This window comes from Flavobacterium sp. J49 (genome assembly GCF_011742145.1).
Taxonomy (GTDB): Bacteria; Bacteroidota; Bacteroidia; order Flavobacteriales; family Flavobacteriaceae; genus Flavobacterium.
Genome location: NZ_JAAQQU010000104.1, coordinates 562,668 through 581,410, shown reverse-complemented (window position 1 = coordinate 581,410; position 18,743 = coordinate 562,668). Strand labels below are relative to the sequence as shown.

Sequence of the window (18,743 nt, the reverse complement as noted above, 5' to 3'; positions counted from 1 at the left end):
ACAATTTTCAATTATAGTTTGATTTTGATGCGAATTATACATTGTTTGGAAATGTAATTTTCTACTGATAAAGTTCGGAATGCTGCGAAAAAACGAACCACTTATCGCTTTGTAAATGGGAACACAGATAAAAAATCCGTGAAAATCTGTATCATCTGTATAATCTGTGTGCTAAAAAATTAAACCTTCATACCGGTCAGCACATTGGAACACGGATGAAAAAATCCGTGAAAATCTGTATCATCTGTATAATCTGTGTGCTAAAATTTAAAACTTCATTCCGGCCAGCACATTGGAACACAGATAAAAAAATCCACGAAAATCTGTATCATCCGTGGCAACTGTGTGCCAAAAAATAACCGCTAAGAGCCCTGAACCACCGTAAATTGGGGATGTAACAAAAAAACAGGTAACAAAATAAATTGTTACACCTGTTTTTGTTACATCCCTTTTCCCTTTTCACTTGTCCCTTTTCCCTTATCCCCAAAAATCCCTACTTTTACGGCTGCAACCACCAACCCATGACCGAAAAACTCACCCTTGCCGAAGCCACGCTCAAACTGGAATACTACTGTTCCTACCAAGAGCGTTGTCACCGTGAAGTGGTGGATAAGTTGTACCAACTGGGTATGAAAAACGACGAGATTGATGAGATTGTCGTGCATTTGCTCCAACACAATTTCCTCAACGAAGAACGCTTCGCCCGTAGTTTTGCCCGAGGCAAGCACCGCATTAAATCTTGGGGCAAGACACGCATCATCAACGAACTCAAGCAAAGGCAAATCTCGGCACCCAATATCAAAGCCGCGTTAACCGAAATCTCTGAAGAAGAATATCAGGCCACTTTTGACCAGCTCGCCGAACGCCATTGGAACAGCCTAACCGAAAGAAAAGGCCCAAAAAAGAATAAGAAATTTTGCGATTACTTATTGCGCAGAGGTTGGGAAAGTCATTTGGTGTATGAGAAGATGAAGGAGTTGGAGAAGTAGTTTCCGGTCGCAGTCGCAGGGAAAGTTTACCACTTATGTGTTTGTAAATTGGGACACGGATGAACACAGATAAAAAAATCCGTGAAAATCTGTTTAATCCGCGTCATCTGTGTGCTAAAAAAGTTTAACCACTAAGACTTTACAACCTTTGCGGTTAAGCAATCCCACTGTAAACTGAGACTGAGACTGAGACTGAGACTGTGACTGAGACTGAGACTGAGACTGAGACTGAGACTGAGACTGAGACTGTGACTGAGACTGAGACTGTGACTGAGACTTAAAACTCTCTACTCACCAACACACTCACCGCATTGCCGCCAAAACCAACCGCATTAATCAACACTTTGCGGATTGTTTTTCTCGGATTGGGTGCTTCGACATACGGGATTCCAATAAACGTTTGGTGCTGTAGCATGAGCAACGCCAACTCGATATTCAACATCCCCGAAGCGCCGAAAGTGTGTCCAATTTTCCATTTGTTGGTCGTAAGCATCGGAAGGTGTGTGCCAAATATTTTTTGGATGGCTTTGTATTCGGAAGTGTCGCCTTTGAGCGTTCCCGGTGCGTGCATCACTATGGCGTCGACTTCATCCAAGGGTGTATTTTGCAACGCCATCGCCATCGATTTCTGAAAACATTGGGCGTCTTCCGAGATGGAAATATTGTGTTCTAATTCATCGGTAGCATAGCCAATACCGGTGATGTAGCCTAAGGCTTTGGGATTTTCGCCTACTTCCAAACAGGCTACTGAAGCCGCTTCGCCTAAGACCATACTGTTTTTGGTTTTGGTCAAATCGAAGGCGCGACAAGGAAACCGTTGTTCTGCATTCGCATAAATCTTCAAGGCTTGCATTTGGGCCAACGTAAAAGCCGTCAAGGGCGCTTCGCTGCCGCCTACTAAAAACTTAGTCGCCAAGCCCGATTGCAGCCAAGCCACAGCATTCAATACCGCATGCAAAGCCGTAGAACACGTAATGGAATGCGAGATTTCGGGGCCGCTACTTTTTAAATCATGCGCCACCCAAGAAGAGATATTCCCTAAGGTGGTCGTTGGCGAAGTTAGCGTGGCGGTCTTTCCGGTTTCGATAAACTCCTGATGGTATTTTTCAAACAATTGGGTAGCGCCGCGGGAAGAACCAATGTTGATTCCGAAAGCATCGCCTTGTTGCCAACCCGCATCGGCAATCGCTTGGCGCGAGGTTAAAATGGCCAACAAAACCGTTTCGTCTAAAGCCTTGTACTTGATGTCTTCTTGGCGCAAGGCGTCGATTTCCTTTCTGATTTGAGTCGGAATCATCGCCACCGGTTGTCTTTTGCCATTAAAGTCCTTGGTAGAAATTAACGTTTGGGGCAAAAGATAATGGTTCCAAATCTCCTCCGGGTTTTTTCCCAAAGGCGAAATCGAAGCGAGAGCAGTAATGGCAATTTTGGTTTTCAACATGGTTGTATTCTGAAGCGCAAAGGTCGTAAAACTCTTTGTTGTGAAAAAGATTTTACCACAAAAGAATCAAAAGGATTCAAAAGCCACAAAAGAGTTCTTTGTGTCTTTGCCTTTTCTTTGTGCCTTTTGTGGTTTAAACCATTTCCACCGCTTCTTCCACTACTTTATAAACTCTTTCCAGTTGTTCCGTTGAAATAATATACGGCGGTAAAATGTACACGATATTGCCGACCGGTCGTAAAATCACACCGTGTTCGATAAAGAAATTATAGAGTTTCATGCGCATCGAGCCGTAATAACTTTCGGCGCCGTCGGTTTTGATTTCTAAGGCAAAAATAACGCCGAGCACTCGAGTGGTTTTGACTTTGGGATGGTCTTTCATTTTTTGGGCGAAAGCCAAATGTTGGGCATGAATCCGCGCGATGTTGTTTTGCATTTCGGGCATTTCCAACAAACCGATGCTCGCCAAAGCGGCCGCACAACCCGTGGGATTGGCGGTAAACGTATGACCGTGAAACAACGCTTTATTGACATCATCGTTATAAAAACCATCAAAGACTTCTTGGGCAAAAGTGGTAATTGCCATGGGAATCGTTCCTCCGGTTAAGGCTTTCGACAAACACATGATGTCGGGTTTGTTTTGCAAATAATCGGACGCAAAGGTTTTTCCTGTTTTGCCAAAGCCTGTCATGACTTCATCGGCTATGGTGAAAACTTTATTTTGCTGACAAACAGCGATTAATGTATCGAGTATTTCGGCATCATACATGACCATTCCGGCTGCGCCTTGTACCAAAGGTTCGAAGATAAAGGCAACGTACTCATTGGTCGCCACTAAATCCTGTAAAGCTTTTAAACTGCGTTCTTCATTCCCACTCGTCGGCACCGGAATGCGCGCGACTTCCAACATCGAACCTTGAAACGCTTCGGTATAAAAAGTAATGCCGCTGGCTGCCATGGCGCCAAAGGTATCGCCGTGAAACGCGTCTTCCAAAGCGATGACTTTGGTGCGTTTTTGCCCTTGGTTGTAATAGTATTGCAAGGCGCCTTTGAGTGCCACTTCCACAGCGGTTGAACCGTTATCGGAATAGAAGATTTTCTTTTGGTTGGCCGGCAAAATGGAGAGCAGTTTCTCCGACAATTCCACCGCTTTGTTATGGGTAAAACCGCCGAATAAAACGTGTTCTAAAGTCGTTAACTGCGTATAAATCGCCTCGGCTATCACTGGGTTCGAATGACCAAACGGATTGACCCACCAAGACGCAATGGCGTCGATGAATTCTTTGCCGTTTTCGTCCCAAAGCAAAGCGCCTTCGCCTTTGACAATGGCAGGCAATAAGCCGGTGGTTTTGTGTTGGGTATAAGGATGCCAGTTGTACAGTTGGTCTTTTTCGGATAGTGTCATTTTTAGAAAATAGAAGAAAGAAGCAAGAAACAAGACTCAACCGCTTTCTGAATTTGTAATGCAAAGCTAAGAAAGTTTTTTTTGCCTCTTGCCTCTTACCTCTTGCCTCTTATAAACTCAAAAGATTCTCCCGAAACTTATCGGCATAATACCCTATTACATTGGCGTCAAAATACGGTTCGTTGTCGATTCGTCCGATGCAATGGATTCCGGTTTTATGGAGGATGATGGTTTCGGTCGCTTGGTTTTCATCGCCCGAGAAAATAATTCCCGCGACTTTTATGTTTCGGTTTTGCAGCGCTTCGAGGGTTAGTAGCGTATGATTGATACTGCCGAGATAATGTCGGGAAACGACAATTACTTTATAGTCTTTTTGGATTAAATCGACCACGCAATCGGCATCATTTAGCGGCACGAGAACGCCTCCGGCGCCTTCGATGACCAAATGGTTGTCTGTTTGAGGTTCTTGGATTTGTTTCAAATCGATGGTAATCCCATCGATTGCCGCGGCCAAATGCGGACTGGCCGGTGTGTGGAGTGCATAAGCATTCTTGTGAAAAACAGATTGGTCATTAGAAACCAATGTTTTTACTTTATGACTATCGGAATGGTCTAAATCGCCGGCTTGTATGGGTTTCCAATAATCGGCTTTTAAGGCTTGGGTTACGATGGCTGAAGCGACCGTTTTGCCGACATCGGTGCCGATTCCTGTGATGAATATTTTCATGGTATTTTATTAACTGCTGAGTTCGCAAAGATAGGAACACAGATGACACAGATTTGACGGATTATCACAGATTATATTAAATTTTTGCGGTCATTGGTATAAATAAATCTTTTGAACTCAGGAGTTTCACCAAAATTCAATAAGAGTCCAACTTCAATATCTGTTGCTTTCAAGTAATTGATAAGTTGTGCTTTATGTGCATCCATTAAACATTCACAAGCTTTAAGTTCTAAAATTATAGTATTATCTATCAGCAAATCTTATAATATTCCCCAACCACCATTTCCTTATAGTAAACCTTAATTTGTTTTTGTGGTTCAACATTATATCCTTGATTCTTCAATTCTAAATACATCGCGTTTTGATACACTTTTTCCAGAAAACCATATCCTAAATTATTATACACCTCATAATAAATTTTCAATATAGCATCGCTGAGTCTTTTATGAAAAAAATTTGTCAAATTCAATTGTTGAAAATCCGTCAAATCTGTGTCATCTGTGTTCCAAAAACAAAAGTAGCTAACAATTCCAAGACCTGTATAATTTCTTTTTCGGAATTGTAACTGTGTAAGCAAAAGCGCAGGCGTTCTTGTCCTTCGGGAACGGTTGGGGAAAGGATGGGTTTGACGTCAAAACCTTTTTGTTGTAATTGGGTAGCGATGCTTTTTACTTTGTCATTTCCGGGAATGATGGCGCATTGAATCGCTGATTTGCTATAGACAAACATGGGTTTTAAGCCTACTCTTAGTTTTTCTTGGTTGAAGAAAAGGATGTTGCTTCTTAACGCTTGAAGTTCTTTTTTTTCGGTGGCCAAATGTTGGTACGCTACTACAATCGTGGCCACGCTGTGGGGCGACAAACCGGTGGTGTAAATAAAACTTCGGGCGAAGTTGACCAAATAGCTTTTCAATTCGGCACTGCCTAAAATCGCGGCACCGTGACAGCCTAGTCCTTTTCCGAAAGTCATGATTCGGGCGAAGACTTTGTCTTGTATCCCTAAACTTTGCACTACACCTTCACCCAGTTCACCGAAAACGCCGAGCGCGTGTGCTTCATCGATTACTAAGTAGGCGTTGTACTTTTCCGCTAAGGTTGCGAGTTCTTCAAGGTTAGGGCAATCGCCGTCCATGGAGAAGACGGATTCGGTGACGAGGTAAATGGTTGTCGGTTGTCGGTTGTCGGTTGTCGGTTGGAATCTGCAAAGTAACTCCTCTAAATCTTCTACATCATTGTGTTGAAATTTATAGGCTTTAGCATTACTCATTTGGATGCCGTCTCGGATGGAAGCGTGACACAATTCGTCATACAAAATCACATCATTGCGTTGCGGCACAGCGCTGAAGAAACCCACATTGGCATCATAACCCGAATTGAAAATTAAAGCGGTTTGGGCTTGGTGAAAGTTGGCGATCAAACTTTCTGTGGTTTCGTATAAATGATGGTTTCCGGAAATTAATCGGGAACCGGTGGCGCCGTTGGTTTTGATATTATGGTCTAAGAGATACTGATGGGTTTGGTTAAAAATGGTTTCGCTATGGGCAAACCCGATGTAATCATTGGAAGCAAAATCTACCAAATCTTTGGCAACAGGCAATTGGCGCAAAGCGTTGTGGGCTTGTCGTTTTTCGAGTTTGGCTTGAAGGGATTTTGGCAGTTTCATCACTACAAATATAGGAAAGCAGAATGGTTTTTAGCCCGGATGATTTGAAATTAAAAGGAGGAAAGTCAGTGGCTGTCAGGTATTTTTTTGCATCAAATCTTTCCATAAAAAAAGCCCGATAGTACTATCGGGCTTCTTTGTTTATGCAGAATCGGATTAGTCGGCTAATACGATTACTTTGTTGTCTTTCATTTCAATAGTTCCTGAATTGATTTCCAAAGTATAGTTTTGGTCGTTTACTTTGGTAAACTTCTCGGCTACTTCTTTGCCCAATTTAAAACTATCGGCAACGATTTTCACGGTACCTTGTTTTAGGATAGAAACTATAGGTGCGTGGTTGTTCAATACTTGGAACGAACCGTCTACACCCGGTAAAGAAACCGAAGTTACTTCGCCTTTGAATAAGGTAGCTTCCGGTGATACTATTTCTAAAATCATAATTAATTTAGTTGATAGTTGATGGTTGATGGTTGATGGTTGCTATTCTAACAACCGACAACTGACAACCGACAACCAATTACGCTTCTGCTAACATTTTTTGTCCTGCTTCGATAGCATCTTCGATAGTTCCTTTCAAGTTGAAAGCCGCTTCCGGAAGGTGATCTAGCTCTCCATCAATGATCATGTTGAATCCTTTGATGGTGTCTTTGATATCAACCAAAACTCCAGGAATACCGGTAAACTGCTCCGCTACGTGGAAAGGTTGAGACAAGAAACGTTGTACACGACGTGCTCTTGATACGGATAGTTTATCTTCTTCAGACAACTCTTCCATCCCTAAGATCGCGATGATATCTTGTAATTGTTTGTATTTCTGTAAAATCTCTTTTACTCTTTGGGCACAGTTGTAGTGTTCGTCACCTAAGATTTGAGCCGTAAGGATTCTTGAAGTAGAATCTAACGGATCCACCGCAGGATAGATACCTAACTCAGCAATTTTACGAGACAATACCGTTGTTGCATCTAAGTGGGCAAAGGTAGTTGCCGGCGCCGGGTCAGTTAAGTCATCCGCAGGTACGTAAACCGCCTGTACTGATGTAATTGAACCTTTGTTGGTTGATGTAATACGCTCTTGCATCGCACCCATTTCAGTAGCCAAGGTTGGTTGGTAACCTACCGCAGATGGCATACGACCTAATAATGCTGATACCTCAGAACCTGCTTGTGTAAAACGGAAGATGTTGTCTACGAAGAACAATACATCTTTTCCTTGGTCAGAACCTGCACCATCACGGAAATACTCAGCGATAGAAAGACCTGATAAGGCTACACGAGCACGAGCTCCCGGTGGTTCATTCATTTGTCCGAATACGAAAGTCGCTTTTGACTCTCTCATTCCGATTTTGTCTACTTTGGATAAATCCCATCCTCCATTTTCCATAGAGTGCATGAAATCTTCTCCGTATTTGATAATGCCTGACTCAAGCATCTCACGAAGCAAGTCATTTCCTTCACGGGTTCTTTCTCCTACTCCTGCGAATACAGAAAGACCACCGTGACCTTTGGCGATATTGTTGATTAATTCCTGAATCAATACGGTTTTACCAACTCCGGCACCACCGAATAATCCAATTTTACCTCCTTTTGCATAAGGCTCGATCAAATCGATTACTTTGATTCCGGTGAATAAAACTTCTGTAGAGGTTGATAAATCTTCAAATTTCGGAGCCGGACGGTGGATTGAAATCCCGTCTTTTCCTTCTTTCGGCAAATCTCCCAATCCGTCGATAGCATCACCAATTACGTTGAACAAACGTCCGTAAACGTCCGCACCGATTGGCATTTGAATTGGGGCACCGGTTGCGTTAACCTCTGTTCCTCTGCTCAAACCGTCGGTTGAGTCCATGGAGATGGTACGTACAGTGTTCTCACCAATGTGTGATTGAACTTCAAGAACTAATTTTGAACCATTTTTATTAATGATTTCTAATGAGTCGTAAATTTTTGGCAACTCAACATCTTTAGTATCAAATACTACGTCAACTACCGGACCGATGATTTGCGAAACTTTTCCTATTGCTTTAGACATTGTTTATGTATTTATTAAATAGCTGTTTAGGTTTGAAAAAAACACCTCTTTTTTCAGAGCGCAAAGGTAAAATTTCTATTTCGAAAAATCAATATTTGAAGTGAGTTTTTTTCTTTATTTTTTGATGAATCGTCAATTAAAAGTGAAGTAAGGGTGATGTCAAACAAAAAACCACCTGATTTCTCGGGTGGTTTTGGGAATATATAAATTTGGTTGGTTTAGAAATTAGCCGGGTCTTGCGGGTATAAAATTCGGTACAAGCCGACATTCACTCCTTTGAAGTTTGAGCCGTAAGAGGTGTTGATGGCTTCTAAAAATTTATTAGCAATCAAGGCATATCCTCTTGGGCTTGGGTGCACTCCGTCTAAGGAAAAAGTAGCCCCTGTTACATAAGCTGAAGTAAGCGTATAATTATTGGCTACAATTCCAGTTGAGCTTAATTGATCCATAACTGCTTTAGCATCTACGAATGCTAAACCGTTAGCTGTGGCAGCTGATTGTATTGTTTGGTTGTAGGCATCTGTTGCTGTTTTCACTTCTAAAATTTCATTTTTAGACAACACCCACTGATCACCTAGAGGAACTGAAACCCCGTTTACTTGAGCAGGATTTCCTCCAACAGTCGTTCCAATAAAAGCTCTAGCCGGTAAAACGATTAAATCTTCATTGGTCGCTTGACGATAAGACGGAATTCCAAAAGCGGTTAGATTGGTCAAATACTCATCAACCATTACCACTCTATTGGTGCTTGAAGCCGAGAATGAGATAGTTCTTCTGGCCACTTCATCCGCCGATAACAAACCATTAGATTGCGCGAATAATAATCCGTTATTGTAAGCTGCAAAACCGGCATTTAATTGCGCTGCTGTTGTTGCGTCTAACGGAACAGGATTATGAGGAACTGTTGTAAAATAAGGCAATGTACTTACGTATGGCAAATTGGCCACAACGCCTTTTCTTCCGCCGGCCGCTAATTGACCAACAATTGAATTGTATACCGCATCAAATGTAGCAGGAGCTGTAATATCTGCCGGATTTAGTCCGCCTGAAGTTGCATATCCCAGCACATCGTTCCCTCCAATCCAAAGCGAGAAGAAGGTTGGGTCTTGCGCCAAAGCATCTTCTAAAACCGTTGCCGTTGGTGAAGAAGCAAATCTGGCAAAATAAGGATTTCCTGCACTGCTTCCGTAACCTGAGAAAGTCAAGTGAAAACTTCTGGCACCTGGAATTCCCATATTATTAAAACTTCCTGACAAATGCGTGGAAATATCTGTAGTAGAAACTCCGGACACCGGTAGCGGACTACTTGTTAAAGGATTAAACCACAATCTCGGCCCGAATCCGGGTACTTGAACGCCGCCTGAGCTAAATCCACCCACATTATCATTCATAAAAGGCGTAGTAAATTCGCCTCCTCCTACTAAAGCAAACTGTGTCGCTATAATGTTTGGATAGGAATTTTTTTGTCCTTCCATAAATAAGGCATTGTCTGAAAAACCGGCTGCAAAGGAGTCTCCAAGAGCAACATATTTTGAGAAATCCGCTGTTCCTGCGGTAAGTGGCGTACCGTCTGTTGAATTAGGATCAACAACAGGTTCATCTTCGCTATTACATGCTACAAAGGTTAAAGACACTAATAGTAGCCATTTGAAATTTTTTATCATAACTATTATAATTTAATAATTTGGTTTGAATTATGGGTTGATAGTTAAAGACAAGAAGTATTGTTGACCAATTAATCCAGGCCCAATAAGTTGTCTGTATTCTTTTCCGCCTATGTTGGTTGCTCCAAGTTTTACAACTGATTTCAAAGATGGAAGACCATAACTGATTTGCGCATCGATAACAGTAGCCGCATCAATCATTCCGTCTGCGAAAGTTGACTCCCAGTAATATTCATCGCTCCATCTTCCACTGATATTAAATCCGAAGTTTTTGAATAAATTATCGTTGCTGATAGACGCTTTTGCTCTGTGTTTCGGAGTGTTGAAACCTGCTTCAAAACTTGGGTCTTTGGCTTGGTCAAAATCAAATTCAGCATAGTTATAATTGGCTGACACTTCAAAGTTTCTTGGTAATTTTTTAGTTACACCAAATCCAAAACCTAAAGATTTAATTTCAATATCGGTATTGGTATACAATTGGAAAGCTCTTGTGTTCCCGTACACTAAAGCATGTACTGACTGAGTTCCTAAATCATTGGTTGGTGCAGGACTTGTATAAGGCGTAGGTGAATCTTGAGCCACACCATATAAAGGAGCAATAACCGTTAAATTCCCGATAAAGTCATTATAAATATTGTAATATCCATTCACATCAATATTGAAACCTTTGAATTCTCCTCTATAGCCTAATTCAAATGCTTTAACTTGCTCCGGTTTAACCAAATCAACATCTGTTCTTACCAATAAAGCAGCGGCAGCTACAGGATCAGTAGGTGCTAATGCAGCAAATGCTGTTGCTGATTCAGCGGTATAGGAGTTAAAATAAGCATCCGTTCCATCAATTGTTGCGGTTGCTCCGCCAGCATAATTTTGGCCTTGGAAGTCAGCGCCATTGCTAACATTTAAAGTTTCAACATATCTTGTTAAGTTATCCGGTGCAGAACCCAGTAAAATAGCATTCCCTACGTTGAACCCGATGTATTGGTCTTGGGTAGTCGGATTGCGGAAACCGGTTTGGAATGATCCTCTGAAAATATGGTTTTTAGCTTCACCTGCACTGTATACTAAGGAAACTCTAGGTGAATAATTTCCGTCGAAGTTTTCAGCTTTGTCATAACGAACAGAACCGGTGAATTTCAAGCGGTCTTCCATAAATTTTTTCTGTACTTGAGTATATGCCCCGTATTCATCATATTTAATTCCACCAAATTGTGGTGTATCGGTATAAATTCTTCCGAAAGAATTTAGGTCATATCTTCTGTAAGAACCACCGACTTGAATTTCGGCCACTTTGATTAAATCTCTAAAGTTGTAATTGGCATCGGAGTGGTAAATTTTTGAATTGTCCACCAATTTAGACCCCGACAATACATCGGGATTAGAGATTACTTGATTGAATGCGTTTTGGAACTCAGGAGTTCCCGGCAAAAATCTTCCGGTGTCAGCTACCCCTCTTGCAGCGGCATGCGCTTGTGTAGGAGTTGCGCCCAACAAAGTAGATTGCACATAGGCTCCTGCATATTGTCCGAACCAAGTAGCATCCGGTTTCCAGGCTCTGTTGATATTAAGTCCGGTGAAAAGCATGTCGTAAGAACTTCCGCCGTCTTCTGTGGTGAAGTATCCTCTAACGAAAAAGTTTTTACCGGTTAGCTCTAATTTGTGTTGTTGCATAGAGAAACCGTTCAAATAATAACGATTGGCTCCTTGGTAAACGGAATTTCCAAATCCGAATTTACTTTGCCAAATAACTTCAAAATTTTCATTTCCAAAAGGTCTTAAGTGTAAGGAGAAATCAATTTTGGCATTTCTCACTTTATTGTCTGTCAAATCTACTTCATTGTAACCTGTTCTGGAAACATTTTCATTAGGTAAAATGTTCAAAGCAGAAGCCGGTAACAATCCTAAGCCCACTAAAGTTCGACCCACACTTTTAATATTCGTGGTGGCTTCGTCTCCGTAAACGTTGATTCCGTTGTAATTGTGATGACTTCTGTCTCTTCCTTCTACGGTTTTGTCATCATAGTCGGTGGCCCACCATTCTGTACCATTCATGTAAGTGAAGTTGGCTTTAGCGGCGAAATAGTCATTAAATTTATGTGCTGCTCTTATACCATAATCACGATAATCGTTGTTCCCAGCCGCTCTCTGACTGGTTGAGCCATATTTCGCATAGGCTGAAATCCCTTGGTATTTAAAAGGGCTTTTGCTGTTCATAAATAAAATTCCATTGAAAGCATTGGCACCATAAAGCGCTGATGAGGCACCCGGAAGTAATTCTACGCTAGCCACATCTATATCAGAAACACCAATAAGGTTTCCTAAAACAAAGTTTAATAAAGGCGAAGAGTTGTCCATTCCGTCTACCAATTGCATAAAACGGGTATTGGCCACAGTAGCAAAACCTCTGGTATTGATTGACTTAAACGACATACTACTGGTGTTCATTTGAACTTCTTTCAAATTTTCCAAACCATCGTAGAAGGTTGGCGACGCAGTTTTCTTAACGTCTTTGATAGTCATTCTCTCAATAGTTACCGGAGACTCTCTGACTTTCTCAGGTGCTCTTGAAGCAGACACTACAATCTCGTCTAATTGTGTTTCTTGTTCCGTTAATGAAACGCTTACGTTTTGGTTGTTGGAGGTAACGTTTACCGTTGACGAACTGTAACCTACGCTAGACACTTCAAGGTCAAAAGGTGGTTTTTTGGTGGTAGTCAGAGTAAAATTTCCATTACCGTCTGTAACTGTACCGGCACTTTCTCCGGCCACTTTAACATTGGCTCCCGGAATTGGTTGGTCTTTACTGTCTTTTACCGAACCAGAAATTGAAGTTTGCGAATATGTTAGGCCGCAAAAAAACAATGAAAGGATAAATAAATAAATCTTCATTTGGTTTTATATTTTGTTGGTTTATGGAACCAAAGTACAAATATTTTTTTTACATTATCAAAAAATCCGTCTTGATTTTGGTAATAATTAATTATTTGGTTTGTTTATTAACAATTCAACAATACAGCCCTTTTTTAAGCTTTTATTAACTTTTTATCACTATTGCTAAAAAAAATAATATGCATACATACAAAATGAAGTTTTCTTTAAATTAATCACAAATATTTGGCAAAAAAAAAGCGAGAATAAATCTCGCTTTTTAGTGTTTTTTGTAGTAAAAAAATTATTCTACCGTTACCGATTTTGCCAAATTTCTGGGTTGATCTACATTACATCCTCTCAATACGGCTATGTGATAAGACAATAATTGCAAAGGGATTGTTGTAATTAATGGCGACAGTGCATCTGAAGTTTCAGGAATCTCAATTACGTGATCGGCTAATTCTTTTACTTGTGTATCGCCTTTGGTCACTACGGCAATAATTTTACCGCTTCTCGATTTTATTTCCTGGATGTTACTCACCACTTTATCGTAATGTCCTTGTTTTGGTGCAATCACCACCACCGGCATTTGTTCATCGATTAGGGCAATAGGTCCGTGTTTCATTTCGGCCGCAGGATAGCCTTCAGCGTGTATGTATGATATCTCTTTTAATTTTAAAGCACCTTCTAAAGCTACCGGGAAATTATAGCCTCTTCCTAAATAAAGACAGTTTGGCGCATCTTTGAATTTGGCCGCAATTTCTTTCGCTTTGTCATTGGTTTCCAACGCTTCTTTTACTTTTTCAGGAATAACCTCCAATTCTTGTAAATAGCGATGGAAATCAGAATTGGACAGCGTTCCTTTGGCTTTTGCCAAACGAAGAGCAATCATAGTTAGCACCGTAATTTGTGTAGTAAAGGCTTTGGTCGAAGCCACACCAATCTCCGGTCCGGCGTGTGTGTAAGCTCCGGCATGAGTTTCTCTGGAAATGGAAGAACCCACCACATTGCAAACGCCAAAAACAAAAGCGCCTTTTTCCTTGGCCAACTTAATGGCCGCTAAAGTATCGGCGGTTTCACCCGACTGTGAAATGGCAATCACTACATCTGACGAATTGATGATTGGATTTCTGTATCTGAACTCAGAAGCGTATTCTACCTCTACCGGAATTCGGGTGAATTCTTCGAAGATGTATTCGGCGACTAAACCGGCGTGCCATGATGTTCCACAGGCTACGATTAATATTCTTTGGGCGTGAAGGAATTTTTCAATATTGTCTTCGACACCGGCCATTTGGATAATCCCTTGGTTGGCCAATAATCTTCCGCGGTAAGTATCTTTGATGACATTAGGTTGTTCGTAGATTTCCTTTAGCATGAAATGGTCGTAACCGCCTTTTTCAATTTGCTCCAAATTCATTTGAAGTTCTTGAATGTAAGGATCAACTAACGTATCGTCTTTTATTTTTCTGATTTTTAACGGCTTGTTCAATCGTACAATCGCCATTTCTTCATCTTCTAAATAAATTGCGTTGGAGGTATATTCGATAAATGGAGACGCATCGGAAGCAATGAAAAATTCATCTTGTCCAACGCCTATGGCTAACGGACTTCCTAACCTTGCCACCACAATTTCATCCGGTTTTTCTTTGTCAAAAACGCAAATAGCATAAGCGCCAACTACCTGGTTTAAGGCAACCTGAACGGCTTTCCCTAGCTTTAAGTTTTCTTTTTTCTTAACCTCTTCTATTAAGTTGACCAACACCTCAGTATCGGTGTCTGAAGTAAAAGTATAGCCTCTTTTGAGCAATTCCTTTTTTAAAGGCTCATAGTTTTCTATGATTCCGTTGTGGATAATCACTAAGTTCCCTGAGTTGGAAACGTGCGGATGGGAATTGACATCATTGGGAACACCATGGGTTGCCCAGCGTGTATGACCCATTCCGATCGTAGCTTTGGAAGCTGCCAAATCTTTTGATTTTTCTTCCAAGTCAGAAACTTTTCCTTTGGTTTTGGCAATGCTGATCTCTTTACCATCGCAAAGCATGATTCCGGCACTGTCATAACCTCTGTATTCTAATCTTTTTAACCCTTTAATCACAATTGGATACGCTTCTCTGTAACCAATGTAGCCTACAATTCCACACATAACTTTACGTATTAATCAGGTTTGGTATAATAAATTTCAAGTTTTATTCTTTTATCATTCGGAACTGCAGGATTAGTACCATACAATACGGTTCCCAAAGGATTTAATACCGACATTCTCGGAGCGCTATCTGTAGTACTATTAGCCGTTCTCAATTTGGAAAAACCAACATTGTTAATACTTTCCGTTACCGAAAGACCGAGTCTTACATTAGTAGAATCTTTTGAAATCAGATTTCTGACATGATTGGTTAATCTGATTTTGTACTTGATTCCTCTGCCATTATCTACATCTTCCGCTTCTAAAATACCGCCGTGAACGTATTTATTGAATTTAGGATAAGTAGAATTGGTACTAAAGTCATAAGTATAATCAACTAAAATATTGTTGTTGTTCAAGTCGTATAAAAAGATCCGGTTTGGTTCAATCGTTTTAGGGTCAGACATGGCCGTTCTGTCTACATAAAAAGTAAGATTGGCTTCGTTAATCAACCATCCGTTAGCTTTAATGACTTCCACCTCATCGGCTATGCCGTTATTATCCGCATCGGGTCCGAAAATATCAATCACAGCTATTGATCCTTGGCCGCCTTTTAAGTATAATTTTGAAGCTTCATCGGTATTGTTGGCCGTAGTCGTTAAATAATCGGTGTTTTCGTTAGAGTTGTTGAGCAAACTAACCGTGTTTCCGGTCAGGCTCATTTTAAGCGTCTTGAACACTCTTTCATAAGTTGACACATTGTTTGTCGTAGTTTCTTTATCCTCGTTATAATAGACTGTGATTTTTCCGCCTAAGAAATTGATCATGGCCATTTGTCCCGGATTTCCGTTTTCTACTTTGAAGTACAAGCCTCTGAAATAATTCTTAAATACACTGTTGTTTACCAATTGTCCGCTTGGCGCGTTCAAAAGCAAATTGGTAAAAACGGTTTTGTTCAAATGCAATCTCATCGATGGCGCTGTTCTGGTTTCAACTTCCTCGTTATCATCGTTTAACGCGACTGTTCTGTGCTCTCTTTTATCAAAATAAAACTGGGTGTTTTCATGCCCGTCAGCATTGTCGCCACTTAGCGGTGCGTCATTCAATAATATGGGAAGTTTATGCGCATTGATTTCCGCATCTTTATCGGTATAAAAAAGCTGGGTTTCCGCAAAAGATTGATTGGGATCTAAATCTCTCAAGAAATAATTCGACTGGTAAATACTCAAACTGAATTTAGAATTTTCAGGTCCGTAAATAGAGTCTAACTCATAAGTTTTAAGACCTGCCTCATTGGTGTTTTTTAGAGTACTGAAATAAGGAATATCCAAAATGATACTGTCAATTTTGGTAGGTTCTATATCATAATCATCCGGGTCAATATTATTAAACGTCGGATTTTCAGTATCTAATTCCACTTGGGTTACAAAATTGGCTTGAGTGGTTCCAAAAGCCGGATTGGCATAAAACCCTAGGGGATTAATCGGTAAATTGTTAGAGGCTATTGGGCCTAGTTTTTGGTTGTAAGCTTTAACGGTAGCTCCGGTATATCTTTCAAAACCAAAGTGGTCATCACCCACGATGTCTGTTCCCAATTCATTGAAATCTTTATCACAAGCGGCAAATAATGAAAGGGCCATCAGACCAAATAAAATCTTTTGTACGTACGATTTTTTAAACATAAATCTTAATAATTATTTTTAGGGAAGCATTTCCTTATAGAAGTTGGTATAAGCTTCTGAAAATTTGTCTTTCGTGGCGAAAGGTAAAAAAGGTTTTCCTGAAGATTCTATAAATTTTGTTAAACTTGAGGATAGGTTTTCAGAGGCAATAATCACCGCATCCGAATGCATAACTGAAGACTTAATAAGGTTTTCATAGTTAGGCAATTCCAAATCCTGTATGGCTTCTTGCGGGATATTGTCAAACTTGATTTTGTTGATCATTTCAGTATTTAATGTTCCGTCAAAAGACTGACTGTATACTGAAGTCACAATTTTAGTATCTGAAAACAAGGCTTCGTCTTTGTAATAATGTTTCATGTAAACGGGTAACAAACCGGCCATCCAACCGTGAACGTGAATGATATCGGGAACCCAATTCAGTTTTTTTACTGTTTCTACAACGCCTTTGGCAAAGAAAATCGCTCTTTCGTCATTATCCGGATACATTACGCCTTCTTCATCGCTGAAGGTCGCTTTGCGTTTGAAATATTCATCATTGTCTATAAAGTAAACTTGAATTCGCTCTTTGGGTATAGAAGCTACTTTGATAATCAAAGGCATGTCTAAATCATTGACTACTAAATTCATTCCCGACAATCGGATAACTTCGTGTAATTGGTGTCTTCTTTCATTGATATTCCCATACCGCGGCATAAAAATTCTTATTTGCCCACCTTGATCATTAACCATTTTTGGAACGTCATACGACATTAAAGAAACCTCATTCTCAGCCAGATAAGGCACCACTTCAGATGATACATACAATATCCTCTTATCTTCCATAATCTATTTTACTTTATTTATTGGCAATAAAAAACAGGCAAAAGTACAAAATTTTATGCAGTTATTTATGAAAATAGTAAGTTTGCAACTCATTTACTGAAAGCCAATGCTCATTTTTAACACTCAAAATGAATTAGTTTCTTATTTAGCTTCTATTTCAAACACCGAAACCGCTATTGGCTTTGTGCCTACCATGGGTGCGCTTCACCAAGGTCACTTATCACTTTTGTCGGAAGCATTGAAGCAAAATTCCGTAGTGGTGATGAGTATTTTTGTCAATCCGACCCAGTTCAATAATGCCGAAGATTTAGCCAAATATCCGAGAACACTAGAGGCTGATCTCGAAAAAATAAAATCTGTTTCCGATAAAATTATCGTTTATGCGCCAAGCGTAGAGGACATTTATAAAGGCAATACCGTTTCCCAACATTTTGATTTTGACGGTTTGGAAAACCAAATGGAAGGTCAATTCCGTCCCGGACATTTTGACGGCGTTGGCACCATCGTAAAGAGCCTTTTTGAGATTGTAAAACCAACCCATGCTTACTTTGGCGAAAAAGATTTTCAGCAATTGCAGATTGTCAAAAAAATGACCGAAAAAGCCAAAATGCCCGTGAAAGTAATTGGCTGTCCGATTTTCAGAGAACCCAACGGATTGGCCATGAGTTCCCGAAACGAAAGACTTTCTGAGGTTGAAAAAAAAGAAGCCGCCATCATTTACAAAACCCTCAAGCAAGCCAAACAATTATTTGCCACCCAATCAGCTACAGCCGTTACCAAGTGGGTAAAGAAAACCTTTGAAAAAAACCCAAACTTTACCCTGGAATATTTCCAAATTGCCGACGAAGCGTCTTTGCTGCCTTGCCTTCGAAAAAATAAATCCAAAAAATATCGCGCGTTTATCGCCGTTTTTGTTAACAATATTCGATTGATTGACACTATTTCACTAAAATAATTTACCTTTGCCCCATGCAAATTCAAGTAGTAAAATCTAAAATTCATCGTGTAAAAGTAACCGGTGCCGATTTAAATTATATTGGCAGCATTACCATTGACGAAACCCTAATGGAAGCCGCAAACCTCATTGAAGGCGAAAAAGTTTTCATTGTTAATGTAAATAACGGAGAGCGTTTTGAAACCTATGTAATCAAAGGCATCAGAAACTCAGGTGAAATAACCCTCAATGGTCCGGCAGCCCGAAAAGTTCAAAAAGACGACATCATCATCATCATGTCTTATGCCATTATGGATTTTGAAAAAGCCAAAACATTCAAACCCTGGATGGTTTTTCCAAATGAAAAAGATAACTCCCTGACCTAA

At 40.4% G+C, this 18,743-nt stretch carries 14 protein-coding genes and 1 pseudogene; 3 read left to right on the top strand and 12 right to left on the bottom strand.

The genetic code is table 11. The features are described from left to right. Positions 1-521: 521 nt before the first annotated feature. Positions 522-989, top strand: a complete 468-nt coding sequence (locus tag HA632_RS09175; RefSeq protein ID WP_176306879.1) for a regulatory protein RecX — start codon at positions 522-524, stop codon at positions 987-989. A gap of 277 nt (positions 990-1,266) precedes the next feature. On the opposite strand, the gene HA632_RS09170 is transcribed toward HA632_RS09175, so the two are convergent. From HA632_RS09170 to HA632_RS09115, 12 genes and pseudogenes are all read right to left on the bottom strand, one after another. Continuing rightward, positions 1,267-2,427 (bottom strand): beta-ketoacyl synthase N-terminal-like domain-containing protein, encoded by a 1,161-nt coding sequence (locus tag HA632_RS09170; RefSeq protein WP_176307175.1) that lies wholly within the window; start codon positions 2,425-2,427, stop codon positions 1,267-1,269. A 136-nt stretch (positions 2,428-2,563) separates the two neighbouring features. Further along, positions 2,564-3,835, bottom strand: coding sequence for an adenosylmethionine--8-amino-7-oxononanoate transaminase (bioA, locus tag HA632_RS09165; protein ID WP_176306878.1), 1,272 nt, complete (start codon positions 3,833-3,835; stop codon positions 2,564-2,566). Between the two features lie 109 nt (positions 3,836-3,944). Continuing rightward, positions 3,945-4,562, bottom strand: coding sequence for a dethiobiotin synthase (gene bioD / locus HA632_RS09160; protein WP_176306877.1), 618 nt, complete (start codon positions 4,560-4,562; stop codon positions 3,945-3,947). 71 nt (positions 4,563-4,633) lie between these two features. Further along, positions 4,634-5,025 (bottom strand): annotated as a pseudogene (locus HA632_RS14045) (GxxExxY protein). A 20-nt stretch (positions 5,026-5,045) separates the two neighbouring features. After that, a complete protein-coding gene (locus tag HA632_RS09150; protein ID WP_176306876.1) occupies positions 5,046-6,224 on the bottom strand; it encodes a pyridoxal phosphate-dependent aminotransferase family protein in 1,179 nt (392 codons plus the stop codon). A gap of 156 nt (positions 6,225-6,380) precedes the next feature. Further along, entirely contained in the window at positions 6,381-6,662 is a 282-nt protein-coding gene (locus HA632_RS09145; protein WP_176306875.1) for a F0F1 ATP synthase subunit epsilon, read from the bottom strand. Positions 6,663-6,741: 79 nt separating this feature from the next. After that, positions 6,742-8,253: a F0F1 ATP synthase subunit beta gene (atpD, locus tag HA632_RS09140; protein ID WP_176306874.1), complete on the bottom strand. Its 1,512-nt coding sequence runs from the start codon at positions 8,251-8,253 to the stop codon at positions 6,742-6,744. Positions 8,254-8,471: 218 nt separating this feature from the next. After that, the gene (locus HA632_RS09135) at positions 8,472-9,917 is read right to left on the bottom strand and encodes a G-D-S-L family lipolytic protein (protein ID WP_176306873.1); all 1,446 of its coding nucleotides are present in this window, start codon (positions 9,915-9,917) and stop codon (positions 8,472-8,474) included. A gap of 30 nt (positions 9,918-9,947) precedes the next feature. Beyond that, positions 9,948-12,806: a TonB-dependent receptor gene (locus HA632_RS09130; RefSeq protein WP_176306872.1), complete on the bottom strand. Its 2,859-nt coding sequence runs from the start codon at positions 12,804-12,806 to the stop codon at positions 9,948-9,950. Positions 12,807-13,089: 283 nt separating this feature from the next. Then, positions 13,090-14,937 (bottom strand): glutamine--fructose-6-phosphate transaminase (isomerizing), encoded by a 1,848-nt coding sequence (gene glmS, locus HA632_RS09125; protein ID WP_176306871.1) that lies wholly within the window; start codon positions 14,935-14,937, stop codon positions 13,090-13,092. An 11-nt stretch (positions 14,938-14,948) separates the two neighbouring features. Further along, positions 14,949-16,598: a DUF4270 domain-containing protein gene (locus HA632_RS09120; RefSeq protein ID WP_176306870.1), complete on the bottom strand. Its 1,650-nt coding sequence runs from the start codon at positions 16,596-16,598 to the stop codon at positions 14,949-14,951. 18 nt (positions 16,599-16,616) lie between these two features. Beyond that, positions 16,617-17,423: a glycogen/starch synthase gene (locus tag HA632_RS09115; RefSeq protein ID WP_176306869.1), complete on the bottom strand. Its 807-nt coding sequence runs from the start codon at positions 17,421-17,423 to the stop codon at positions 16,617-16,619. 106 nt (positions 17,424-17,529) lie between these two features. Between HA632_RS09115 and panC the strand changes: the two genes are divergently transcribed. After that, positions 17,530-18,378 carry a pantoate--beta-alanine ligase gene (gene panC, locus HA632_RS09110; RefSeq protein WP_176306868.1) on the top strand — a complete coding sequence of 283 codons (849 nt, stop codon included), beginning with the start codon at positions 17,530-17,532 and terminating at the stop codon, positions 18,376-18,378. A 14-nt stretch (positions 18,379-18,392) separates the two neighbouring features. Further along, the gene (gene panD / locus HA632_RS09105) at positions 18,393-18,743 is read left to right on the top strand and encodes an aspartate 1-decarboxylase (protein ID WP_176306867.1); all 351 of its coding nucleotides are present in this window, start codon (positions 18,393-18,395) and stop codon (positions 18,741-18,743) included.